6 protein-coding genes are annotated in these 12,422 nt (G+C 74.0%); 1 reads left to right on the top strand and 5 read right to left on the bottom strand.

Annotation, left to right across the window (positions count from 1 at the left end; translation table 11 throughout):
• Window positions 1–8 precede the first annotated feature (8 nt).
• A complete protein-coding gene (locus WME76_RS10290; protein WP_437959975.1) occupies window positions 9–1,181 on the bottom strand; it encodes a hypothetical protein in 1,173 nt (390 codons plus the stop codon).
• A gap of 163 nt (window positions 1,182–1,344) precedes the next feature.
• Here WME76_RS10290 and WME76_RS10285 point away from each other — a divergent pair, with 163 nt between their 5' ends.
• On the top strand, window positions 1,345–1,737 hold the full coding sequence (locus WME76_RS10285; protein ID WP_437959974.1) for a DUF423 domain-containing protein: 393 nt from the start codon (window positions 1,345–1,347) through the stop codon (window positions 1,735–1,737).
• A gap of 27 nt (window positions 1,738–1,764) precedes the next feature.
• On the opposite strand, the gene WME76_RS10280 is transcribed toward WME76_RS10285, so the two are convergent.
• The 4 genes from WME76_RS10280 to WME76_RS10265 form a co-directional block, all read right to left on the bottom strand.
• A complete protein-coding gene (locus WME76_RS10280) occupies window positions 1,765–5,076 on the bottom strand; it encodes an efflux RND transporter permease subunit (protein ID WP_437959973.1) in 3,312 nt (1,103 codons plus the stop codon).
• Window positions 5,077–6,303: an efflux RND transporter periplasmic adaptor subunit gene (locus WME76_RS10275; protein WP_437959972.1), complete on the bottom strand. Its 1,227-nt coding sequence runs from the start codon at window positions 6,301–6,303 to the stop codon at window positions 5,077–5,079. It abuts the gene before it with no gap.
• 171 nt (window positions 6,304–6,474) lie between these two features.
• Entirely contained in the window at window positions 6,475–7,743 is a 1,269-nt protein-coding gene (locus WME76_RS10270; protein WP_437959971.1) for a hypothetical protein, read from the bottom strand.
• Between the two features lie 134 nt (window positions 7,744–7,877).
• The gene (locus WME76_RS10265; RefSeq protein WP_437959970.1) at window positions 7,878–12,389 is read right to left on the bottom strand and encodes a DEAD/DEAH box helicase; all 4,512 of its coding nucleotides are present in this window, start codon (window positions 12,387–12,389) and stop codon (window positions 7,878–7,880) included.
• Between the last annotated feature and the right edge of the window lie 33 nt (window positions 12,390–12,422).

The following is a 12,422-nucleotide window of genomic DNA, read 5'->3' as shown; positions in this document are numbered from 1 at the left end:
CGACCGCGTCACGTCACGGGGATGTAGGGCTCGCTTCCGATCAGCGCCTTGAACTCGGGCTCGTCGAAGAACACCTGCAGATCGTCCTCGCCGGGCGTGCGCTGCGGGTGCTCCGGGTGCCACAGGAGCGAGAGCCAGTAGCGGCCCATCTCCGGGCTCTGGCCCAGGACCTTGCGGGCCGCCTCGAGCGCGCATCGCTTCGCCTCCTCGTACACCCTGGGCTCGCGGGCCGCGCGCTGGCCTTGCGCGGCCGCGTAGCGCAGCCAGAAGAGGAAGTTGTCCGGCTCTCCTTCGCGCGCGATGTGCTCCTCGGCGATGCGGATCGTGTCCGCGTACCCCATGAGCTCGGGGGGGTCGTAGAGCCGGTCCAGCATCCGCTTCAGCGTGCCCTCGAGCTGCTCGGCGCGCTGCTTCGCCTGGAGCAGGACCTGCTCGGCCCTGACCTGCGCGCGCTCGAAGGTCTCCGTGGCGGAGCGCTCGACCACGGCGGCCTCGGCGATCGCCTTGGTCACGGAGCGCTCGGCGATCGCCAGCCGGACCATGGCCTTGCGGAGCTGCTCGTCGGCGCGCCGGAACATCGGGCTCAGGACCACGCGCGTCCAGATGTAGCCGTAGAGAAAGCCGAAGACGGACGCGTAGGCGATGGCGCCGAGCGCGAACTTCCCCGCCTCCGGGTGCTCCGGCATGCCCGAGCCGAGCCAGACCGAGAAGCGCACCAGCGCGGAGGGGATGTCGTTGAGCTGCGTGAGCCCGACGCCGACGAGGATCTTGGAGAGCCAGTCGGAGATCTGCTCGAGGTTCGTGTTGGGCGAGTAGACGGCCACCACGCCGTCCGGGCGCGCGGACGTGCCGGTCCTCGCGGACGACGAGCCGCCCTCGTCGACCAGCGTGCGCGGGATCCCGAACAGAAACCCGAGCAGGATGCCCACCAGCGCCGCCGCGCCCGTGACGAGGATGCCCGCCGCGAACGCCTCGGCGAACGTCCGCCACGAGCCGAAGTGCGCCGCGTAGAGGGCCAGGCCGAGGACGCCGAGCGCCACCGCGGCCCGCACCTTCGTGCGCAACCCCTGGAGATCGCTCCCGTCCCTCGCGAGGAGCTCGCGCTCCCGCGCGGCGAGCGACTCGCCCGGCGCCGTGAGCTCCCGGTCCGCGCCCTGCTTTTCCTCCGGCTCGCTCGCCATGCCCACGGGCCTCCGCGGGGGCTCACCTGCGCTCCTCCCCCGAGCACCTCTACGAGACCGCACGGCCCGGACGCCGTCAACCCCGGGGCCCGGGCCGGAGGCGCGGCGATCGACGCGTCGTGCCCGGTGACGCGCCGTGGCCATGGGCTAAGCTCCGCGCCCGATGGAACGCCTGTTCTTCCTCCTCTCGGGCGCCTACGGCTTCCTCGCGGTGGCGCTCGGCGCCTTCGGCTCCCACGGCCTCAAGGCGCGGCTGGACGCGCTGCCGGACGGCGCGCTGCGCGCGTCCTGGTGGCAGACCGGCGCCCAGTACCACCTCGTCCACGCGCTCGCGCTCGCGCTCGCCGCGCACCTCGCCGCGCGCACGGGCGGGACGGCGGCGACCGTCGCCGGCTTCTCCTTCGCGGGCGGCGTGCTCCTCTTCTCCGGCAGCCTCTACGTGATGACCCTGACGGGCATCCGCAGCCTCGGCGGGGTCACGCCGCTCGGCGGGCTGCTGCTGCTCGTGGGCTGGGCCTCGGTGGTCGTGGCCGCGCTCGGCATCGCGAAGGGCTGACGAGCCCCGGCCCAGCGCCCGCCCCGCCTACGTCGTCCGCCGCACGCGCGCGGCGAGCCGGCCGACCTGCGCGACCGCCCGGTCGCGGAGCGAGCCCACGCGGGCCCCGACGCGGCCCCAGCGCTCGCTGTGCGCGAGATCGTCGAGCAGCGAGTACGAGACCGGCGTGACGATCAGCGTGAGCAGCAAGCTGAGCGACTGGCCGCCGATGACCACGACCGCGATGGTGTGGCGCTCCTCGGCGCCAGGGCCCGTGCCCAGCCAGAGCGGCAGCATGCCCGCGACCAGGGCCAGCGTCGTCATCAGGATGGGCCGCAGCCGGTCGCGGTTCGCCTGGAGGATCGCCTGCGCGCGCGGCATGCCCTCGGCGCGGAGCTTGTTCATGTGGTCGACCTGGAGGATCGAGTTCTTCTTCACCACGCCGAACAGCACGAGGAAGCCGAGCGCCGAATAGAGGTTGAGCGTGTTCCCGGTGGCCCAGAGGCTCAGCAGCGCGAACGGCACCGACAGCGGGAGCGAGAGCAGGATCGTGACCGGGTGCACGAGGCTCTCGAACTGCGACGCGAGGATCATGTACATGAGCACGATCGACAGGAGGAACGCCCAGATGAACTCGCCGAACGTGCGCTCCAGCTCCGCGCCGCGGCCGCGCACGCTGGTCGTGTACGCCGAGGGCATGTCCATCTCGCGCGCGGCGCCGCGCAGCGCCTCGAGCCGGTCGGCCAGCGCGTAGCCGGGCGCCACGCCGGCCCGCAGGCTCGAGACCCGCTGGCGATCGAGCCGGTCGATGCGCGACGGGCTCTTCGCCTCCTCGATGCGCACCAGGTTGTCGAGGCGCACCAGGTCGCCACGGAGCAGCGGCGCCCCGGCCGTGGGCGCCGCCGCGACGCCGGCGCCCCCCGGCTGCGGCGCCGGCAAGGCGCGCGCCGTCCGCGGCACGTACAGGCGGCGGACGGCCGCCAGATCGTCGCGATCCTCCTCGATCAGCCGGAGCTGCACGTCGTAGTTCTCGTTGGCCTCCTCGTCGCGGAAGCGCGAGACCTCCTGATCTCCGCCCACCATCAGGCGCAGCGCGCCCGCGATGTCCTCGGTCCGGACCCCGAGCGCCGCGGCGCGCTCGCGATCGATGAGCACCCGCAGCTCGGGCCGGTCGATCTTCAGCGTCACGTCCGCGTCCACGATGCCGCCGAGCTGCGCGGCGCGGTCCCGGAGCTCGTTCGCGTAGCGCTCGAGCGCCTCGATGTCCGGCCCCTGGATCGCGAAGTCGATCTCGAAATTTCCGCCGCCGATGTTGAACGACGGCACGTTGCGGACCGAGATCCGGAGGTCGGTGTACTTGCGCAGCTTGCGCCGCACCTCCTGCATCACCTCGTTCTGCGCGTAGTTGTCCTTGAACGCGCGGAGCGGGTTGCCGGAGAGCGTCTCCCGGAACAGCCGCGTCAGCGAGAACGTGCGCTCGTCGTGCGGGGCGATCCGGACGAACGCCTCGCCGGAGCTGACGCCGCCCACGAAGCCGCCGCCCGCCGTGGCGAGCACGCTGCGCACCCCGCGCACGCTGCGCACGTCGTCGCCGATCCGCCGCATGACGTCGTCCATCGCGCCGATGCTCGCGCTGAGCGGGGCCGTGACGCGGATCTCGAACTCCGCGTCGTCCGCCCCGGAGGGGATGTACTCCTGCTTCACGAGCCCGTAGAGCGGCACCGACGACGCCATCACCACGAGCGCGGAGACGGCGACCAGCGCGCGGTGCCGCATCGCGAACTCGAGGGCGCCCGTGTACCGGGCCTCGAGCCGGCCGTAGAAGCCGCGGCGCGTCTTCACCTCGCCGCCCGCCTCCCCCGCCTCGTGCGCGCGGCTCGCCTCCTTGCGGAGCAGGCGCGCGCTCATCATCGGGGTCAGCGAGAAGCTGACGAGCAGGCTCACGAGGATCGCGACCGTGGCCGTGATCCCGAACTGGAACAGGAACCGCCCCGAGATCGACGACATGAACGACACGGGGACGAAGATGACGACGAGCGACAGCGTCGTCGCCAGCACGGCGAGCCCGATCTCCTGCGTGGCGGCCCTCGCCGCCTCGAAGGAGTCCATCTTCTTCTCCTCGACGAAGCGGAAGATGTTCTCGAGGACGACGATGGCGTCGTCGATGACGATGCCCACCATCAGGACGAGCGCGAGCATCGTCACGCTGTTCAGCGTGAAGTCGAGCGCCCACATCATGCCGAACGTCGCGACGACCGACGTCGGGATGGCGACGCCCGCGATGATCGTGGACCGCCACGACCTCATGAACAGGAGGACCACCGCGCACGCGAGGAAGCTGCCGAGGACGAGGTGCACGTTGATCTCGTGCAGCGCCGTGTAGATGTAGCCCGACTGATCGCGGATCACCTCGAGCTTCACGTCCGCCGGGAGCTGGTCGGAGAGCTTCGCCACGTTCGCCTTCACGGCCTCGATCACCGCGACCGTGTTGGCGCCCGACTGCCGCACGACGTCGAGGACGACGGTGGGCTTGCCGTCGAGGCGCGCGAGCGACCGCTGCTCGTACGTGCCGTCCTCGGCGCGGCCGATGTCGCGCACCCGGACGGGCCTGCCCTCGACGCTGCCGACGACCAGGTTGCCGAAGTCGCCCGCGCTCTCGAGGCGGCCCATCGTGCGCAGCGTCCGCTCTTCTTCCTTCCCCGTGACGTTGCCCGCGGGGATGTTCGCGTTCTGCTGGACGATGGCCTCGCGGACGGCGGTGACCGGGAGGCCGTAGGCGGCGAGCCGATCGGCGTCGAGCCAGATCTTGATCGCGCGCTGCTGCCCGCCGACGACGCGCACCTCGCCGACGCCCGACGAGCGCTCGAGCTGCACGCGCACGACCTTGTCGGCGATCTCGGTGAGCTCACGGATCGAGCGATCGGCGGAGAGCGCGATCGTCATCACCGGGGTCGAGTCGTTGTCCTGCTTCGCGATGATGGGCGGATCGGTGCCCACGGGCAGGCTGCGCAGCGCCGCCTGCACGCGGTCGCGCACGTCCTGCGCCGCCGAGTCGACGTCGCGGTCGAGGTTGAAGGTGGCGATGACGACGGAGGTGCCGCTCGACGAGATCGAGCGGAGCTCGGTGATGCCCTCGACCGTGTTGACCGCCTCCTCGATCTCCTCGGTGATCTCCGCCTCGACGTCCTCGGGCGCGCCGCCGGGGAGCGTGGTGCGGACCGAGACGGTCGGCAGGTCCACGGCGGGGAAGCGATCCACGCCCAGCCGGAAGTACGCCACGGCGCCGACGACGATGAGGGCGAGCCCCAGCATCGCGGCGAACACGGGCCGCTGGATGCAGATCCTGGCGAGCGTTTGCATCTAGCTCCCCTCCACCACGCGCACCGGCTGACCTTGCTGGAGCGAGCCGGGGCGGGCGACGACCGACTCCCCCACCGCGATCCCGGAGACGATCTCGACGCGATCCCCCGCGGCCTTGCCGGTGACGACCTGCTTCTCCTTCGCCTTGCCGTCCTCGACCGTGATCACCTTCGAGAGGCCCGCGAACCGGACGATGGCTGTCGCGGGCACGGACGGCGCCGGCTTCGAGGTCACGACGATCTGCGCGGTGACGAGGCTGCCTGGCCGCAGGTGGCCGGGGTTCTTGATGTCGCTCTCCACGAGCAGCGTCCGGCTCTGCGGGTCGATCGCGGGCGCGAGGCGCGCGACCGTCCCGGCGTGGACGGCGGTGTCCCCCGGGACGGTGACGCGCACCTGCTGCCCGGCGCGCACGCCGGCCGCCTCGGTCTCCGGGATGGCCACGCGCAGCCGCAGCGGGTCGATGCGGACGATGTCCGCGATCGGCGCCCCCGCGGCCAGGAACTGGCCCACGCTCGCCCGCCGCATCTGCACGACGCCGTCGATCGGCGACCGCACCACGGCGTCGGCGAGCTGCTGCCGCGCCATCCGCAGCTCGGAGCGCCGCTGGCGCACCGTCGCCTCGCGGATGCGCACCTCCTCGCGGGCGGACTGCACGGCCGTCTCCGCGCGGACCGCCGCCGCCTCCGCCGCGTCGCGGTCCATGCCCGACATCAGCCCTTCCTTGGCGAGGTTCCGCGCGCGAACCTGGTTGGCCTGCGCCTCCTTCAACGTCGCGAGGGCCTCTCTCACGACGGCCGTGCTCTCGACGTCGAGCTCTGCGTCTGGCCCGTCCTGAGGCAAACCGAGCTGGGCGCGGCTCTGCGCCAGCGCGGCCGCGGCCTGCTCGATCCGCAGCTCGTAGTCCCTCGTCTCGAGCTGAGCGATGACCTGATCTCGCTGGACCGCGCTCGCGAGATCGACCGAGATCGACGCGAGCCGACCTGGCACCTTGGCACCGACCGTCACCTGCTCATCGGCGTCCAGGGTCCCCGAGATGTCGATGGTTTGTTCAACAACGAGCTCCGTCACCGGAGCCAGCGTCACCTCCTTGGCATCGGGCGCAGCCTTCTCCGCCTTGCCCCCGGACTCGGCCTTCGCACCGCCGGGCTCAGCCGATGCGCCCTTGCCGCACCCGAGACACTGCAGCACGGCCAGGAGCGCGGCCCACACCGTCCAGGGCACCTTCACGTGGTCTGAAGTGCGGATCGGGGTGCGGCGCTGGGATGCGGGGGGATTTCGAAGCGCGGGGCGGGCAGTCCACATGCTGGTGGCCTCGGATGACCAGGAACGCCCCCCCGAGCGCGTTGTTGGACGACGATATTGACGCATCAGCCCTGGGGCGCAATGTACGCTCGACGCTCACGGGCCGAGCTTGACCAGATAACCATCGGCCTCGCCGCGCGTGGCCATGGGCCCGCCGCCGAAGTCGACGGTGCCGCGGAACGAGCCGACGGCGAACACCTCGCCTCCGGGGCCGACGGCCACGCCCCCGGCCTCCTGCATGTCGGGATCGCCGGCGCGGAGGCTCCAGAGGTGCTTGCCGTCGGGCCCGAGCTTCGCGATGAAGACATCGCCCCCGGCGAGGTGTCCGTTCGCGTCCGGGGCCGCGCCCTGGCTCGAGAGGACGGCGCCGTCGAGATCGATGTTCCCGCGGAAGGTCCCCGTGATGACCGCGTTCCCCGCCGGATCGACCGCGATCGACGCGGCGTCCTGCACGTCGGAGTCGCCGAAGCCCCGGCTGTAGAGGGGAACCCCCGAGACGTTGAACTTGGCGACGAAGAAGTTCGGGTTCGTGCCGAGCGCGACGAGCGGGTCGCCGCCGAAGTCGACGCTCCCCTGGAACGCGCCGGCCAGAAGCACGTTCCCCTCCCCGTCGAACGCCACCTGAGAGGCCGAATCGTCAAGGCTGCCTCCGAACGCCTGCTGCCATCGCAGCGTGCGGTCCGGGTTGAGCATTGCGAAGAAGATATCCCGCCCTCCCTTGGAGGCCAAAGGCATCTTGGCGGGGTCTTCGGGGACGACGGTGAAGCTCTGCTCGAACGTGCCCGCGATCACGACGTTGCCCCGCGCGCTCACGGCCAGCCCGCCGGCCGCGAGCGAGGCCCTGCCATCGTCGATGTACTTCGTGAAGAAGTGCGTCCCCTCTCCATCCCACTTGGTGAGGTAAAAACCGTTGCCGACGAGCGTGTCGCCGATCGGTCCGCCGCCGAAGTCGGCCGTGCCCCGCATCGAGCCGGAGACGAAGAGCGATGACGCGGTGTCCAGGGCAACGTAGCTGAGGTCCTTCTCGTACTCATCGCCGAACCCCAGGCTCCAGAGGTGTTTGCCGGACCCGGAGTCGAGCATCGCGATCGCGACCCCGCCGTCGAGCTCGGGCAGCGGCCTGCCGCCGAAATCGAGGTTCCCGGAGTAGCTCCCTCCCACGTAGAGCCCGTTGCGGCGGTTGTGCGCGATGTGCTGGCCCCCGGAGAGGTTCAGGGGAAACGCCTTGCTCCAGAGGTGTTTGCCGTCTCGATCGAACTTCGCGAGGTACGACGCGGAGCCCCCCTGCGCCACGAGGGGGCCGCCGCCGAGATCGATCGTGCCGGAGAACCGCCCGATGACGATCGGGTTGCCCTCCGGATCCACCCGCCGAGGGCGCGCGGCGCCCGCGCCGGCTGGCGGCGTGACACGGCCTCTGTGGCGCTCACGATCCGTGTCGTCATCACGCCAGGAGCCAGACGAAGACTCCGCAGCTCCGCGGAAGCCTGGCGCGGCGCGGGTCACATCGCCGCGCCGGAGACGGCGGCCACGGCGCGCGGCCGCTCGCCCGGCGCCGCGGCGAGCGGCAGGAGCGGCACACCGTCCCGGTAGATGACCACGTTGCCGAGCACGGCCGGAATGCGCGGCCCCGGCGTCACGATGCCGACGAGGTTCAGCGGATCGCACGCGCAGAGCTGGACGATCTCGCCCGACGGCGGCTCGCGCCGGACGGCGCGGAGCGCGTCGAGCGCCTCGGGCAGCGCGAAGTGCTCGCCGACGAAGCCCGCGATGAGGTGGCCGCCCCGCAGCTCCCCGGACATCTCGAGCCGCCGGTAGACCCGGAGGAGATCGCGCCACGCGGGCGGCCGCGGCTCGCGCGCGAGCAGCTCGCGGCAGACGACGCCATAGCGGCGGAGGTACTGGTGCGCGAGCGCCTCGACCACGTCGAGGCCGTCGTTCGCCTCGCCTCCGGCGCCGCCGGCGAGGGACGCGGACGCCTCCGGGCGCGCCCGGAGGAGCGACCACCGGCCCGACGCGACCGGGCCCGCCCGGCGCCCTCCGCCCCGCAGCCGCCCGGCGCCCAGGGCCACGGCTGCGCCCCCGCCGCCGCCTAGCAGCGAGCGCAGGGCCGCGAAGCCGTCGCCGGTCACGAGGCCGGCCGCGACGAGCTCCCAGAGCGCCTCCTCGACCTCGGCGCGCGAGCGGCCCGCGCCCGCGACGATGTCGTCGAAGAACGACGCGCCCGCGCGCGACAGGAACGACAGCACGCCCTGCGCCGGCTCGGAGAGCGACGCCGGCGGCGGGTCGCCCTCGGGCTCGCGCGGCGCGAGGAGCCACGGCAGATCGCGGCGCAGCGCCAGCGTGATCGGCGCCGCGCGCGTGGGCGCCGCCGCCTCGCGCGGGACAACGCGGCCCCACGCGACCTCGCCGGACAGGCAGAGCGCGTCGAGCAGCCCCTCGTCGTAGCCGGCGACGCGCGCGGGCAGCACCTCCCGCTCCCACGCCCCGGCGGCGAGCTCGAAGCCCTGGAGCTGCTCGATCACGCGCCCGAGGCCCCCGGGCCCGCGCGCCTGGGTGCCCGGCCGCACGCCCTGCCACGCAAGGAGGAAACGGATGAGCTCCGCCGCGGTCGCCGGCTCGATCGCCTTGCGCAGCCCCGTGACCGTGCGGCGGTGGATGCGGGCGAGGAGGCGGCGGTCGCACCACTCGATCGACAGATCGCCCAGCTCGCCCGATCCCCCCGGCGCGCCGCCCGCGTCCCGCGCGCCCGGCGCGTCCACCTCGCCCGCGCCGGCGCGCGCCGACGCCGCCGGCGCGGTGGACCTGAAGCGCCCGCGCAGCGCCCCGCCCGCGAGCTCGATCCGCGCGAGCGCGGACAGCGCCTCGTGCGCGGGCACGTCGAGCCGGCGGGCGAGCTCCCCGGTCGAGACCGGCCCCGCGGCGCTCAGGAAGCCGCGCACGAGGGCCGTGATCGCCGCGCCGCGATCGACCCCGTCGGCCGCGCGCAGCGCGGGCGGCACGACGACGTCGGGCGCGAACACGGCCTCCGGCCAGATCGCCTCGACCAGCGGCCGCCGCTCCGTCGCGACCCAGCGCGGCGCGCGCGGCGAGCCGCCGTCCGCGCCGGCCGCGCCGGCCGCGCCGCCGACGCCCAGCGACGCGCGCGCCTCCGCCGCCCTCCCGGCCGCGCAGAGCGCCTCGAAGAGCCGCGCGTGGCCGCTCCGGATCCCCTCGTCCGCGGGGAGCGCCACCCGGTCGAGCAGCAGCTCGTGCAGCTCGTCCGCGTCGCGCACGTCGGGCCGCGCCTCGGCGACCACCTCGGCGATGACCTCCGGATCGAGCCCGCCCAGCCGCTCGGCGACCTCCGCCGGGAGCCCGCGGCGCACCCGGACGGCGCGGGCGCGCCGCTCCTCCAGCGGGGCGTCGTCGAGGAACGCGTAGGGGTTCGCGTTCAGGATCTCGTGCGAGAAGACGCTCGGCTCCGGCGTGTCGAGCGCGACGACCCGGATCGCGCCGCTCCGCAGGCCGACGAGCAGCGCCCGCAGGCCCTCGACGTCCATCAGCTCGACGAGGCAGTCGCGCAGCGCCTCGCGGACGAGCGGGTGGTCCGGGGGGTCGATGTACGCGAAGATCCCGTGGTTGTCCTGGCAGCCCTGCTGCTCGGGGAAGATCGAGAGCAAGAGGTCGTCGGCGCGCATGCGCTGGAGCGCCGGCGGGACCCGCCGCCCGCCCCGGAAGCGCAGCAGCGCGAGCGCGCGCGACGCGGCCCAGCGGAAGCGCGTGCGGAACATCGGGCCCTGGAGCGCCGCCTGGACGAGCACCTCCTCGAGGCCCTCGGGGCGGACGAGATCGAGCACCTCCTCGATCGGCAGCCCGTGCTCCGCCGAGAGCGAGAGCAGCACGCCGTCGTCGGTCGCCGCCGCCTGGAGCTCGAAGTCGAACGAGCGGCAGAAGCGCTTGCGGAGCGCGAGCCCGAGCGCGCGGTTCACGCGGCCGCCGAGCGGCGTGTGCACGACGATCTGCTGCCCCCCGGCCTCGTCGAAGAAGCGCTCGACCACGACGGTCGCGCCGCCGGGGACCACGCCGAGCGCCGCGCGCCCCGCCTCGATGTAGTCGCGCACGAGCAGCGCGCCGCGCGCGTCGAGCGCGCACGCCTCCATGAGCCACCGGGCCGCGATCGATCGCGCCGCGCGCGCCTCCTCGCCGCCGCCCTGGCCCCGCTGCGCGCCCTCGGCCCGCTCCTCCTCGAGCCGCGCGGCGACCTCGGCGCGGAGCGCGGCGACCTCGGCCGAGAGCTCCGGCGTGCGCGCCGGCGCCTCCCCCAGCCAGAACGGCACGGTGGGCGCGGCGCCGTGGGCGTCCTCGACCCACATCTGCCCGCCCTCCAGGCGGAGCACGCGCCACGAGGTGTTGCCCAGCAGGAACACGTCGCCCGCGGACGACTCGATCGCGAAGTCCTCGTCGAGCGTGCCGACCTTGGTGCCGTCGGGCTGGAGCACCACGTCCACGGCCGCGATGTCCGGGATCGCCCCGCCCGAGGTGAGCGCCGCGAGCCGCGCGCCGCGCCGCCCGCGCAGGCGGCGGCCGATCGCGTCGCGGTAGACGAGCGAGCCGGCCCGCTGCCGCGCGCCCCGCGCGGCGGAGGCGCCCTCCTCGGCGGCGGACGCGGCGCCGCCGCACACCATCGCCACGACCGCGTCGAACTCGCGGCGCGACAGGTCCGCGTACGGCGCGGCCCGGCGGACGAGGTCGTAGAGCCCGTCCTCGTCCCGCTCCTCGCACGCGCACGCGGCGATGATCTGCTGCGCGAGCACGTCGAGCGGCCCCTCGCGCGACGCCATCCGATCGAGCTCGCCGCGCCGCGCCGCGCGCACGATCGCCGCGCACTCGACGAGCTGGTCGCGCGTCAGCGGGAAGAGCCGCCCGCGCGGCGTCGCGGCGAGCGCGTGGCCCGAGCGGCCGATGCGCTGGAGCGCGACGTTGATCGACCGCGGCGAGCCCACGAGGCAGGCGAGGTCGACGGCGCCCACGTCGATGCCGAGCTCGAGCGACGCGGTCGCGACGACGACGCGGAGCTCCCCCGCCTTGAGCCGCCGCTCGGCCGAGAGCCGCCGGGCCCGCGAGAGGCTGCCGTGGTGGGCCGCCACGACGTCCTCGCCGAGCCGCTCGGCGAGCGCGTGCGCGACCCGCTCGACGAGGCGGCGCGTGTTGACGAACACCAGGGTCGACCGCGCCCCCTGCGCGAGCGCCGCGATGCGGTCGTAGATCTCGGCCCACTGCTCGTTCGTGCAGACGGCGCCGAGCTCGTCGCGGGGCACCTCGACGGCGAGGTCGAGGTCCCGCCGCTGCCCGACGTCGACGATCTCGGGCAGCTCGCGCGCGCCGGCGACGAGGCGCGCGGCGATCTCGATCGGGCGGACGGTGGCGCTGAGGCCGACGCGCTGCGGCCGGGCGCCGCCGCGGCTGACCACGAGGTCCTCGAGCCGCTCGAGCGAGAGGGCGAGGTGGGCGCCGCGCTTGTCGCCGGCGACGGCGTGGACCTCGTCGAGGATCACGGTGCGCACGCCCGAGAGCGCGCGCCGCCCCGACTCGCTCGTGAGCAGGATGAACGCCGACTCCGGCGTGGTGACGAGCACGTGCGGCGGCCGGGCCGCCATGGCGCGCCGCTCCTGCGCGGGGCTGTCGCCCGTCCGCACGACGGCGCGGATGCCCGGCGCGGGGAGGCCCGCCTCGGTCATGGCCGCGGAGATCTCCGCGATCGGCTGCTCCAGGTTGCGGTGGACGTCGTGGGAGAGCGCCTTCAGCGGCGAGATGTAGAGGACGTCCGTGCGGTCCTCGAGGGCGCCCCGCGCCGCGTCGCGCACGAGCCGGTCGAGGCAGAAGAGGAACGCCGCGAGCGTCTTGCCGGCGCCGGTGGGCGCGCTGATCAGGGCGTCTCGGCCGGCCGCGATGACCGGCCAGGCGCGCTCCTGCGCGGGCGCGGGGGCGCCGAAGCGTCCGCGGAACCACCGGTCCACGACGGGGTGAAACATCCTGCCGAGGGTAGCCGGCGCGGCCGTGGGGAG

The sequence above is a fragment of the Sorangium sp. So ce119 genome (genome assembly GCF_051524405.1).
GTDB classification, from domain to species: domain Bacteria; phylum Myxococcota_A; class Polyangia; order Polyangiales; family Polyangiaceae; genus Sorangium; species Sorangium cellulosum_G.
Note: the sequence above shows the minus strand (reverse complement) of the source record. Positions and strands in the feature narration are given on the sequence as shown.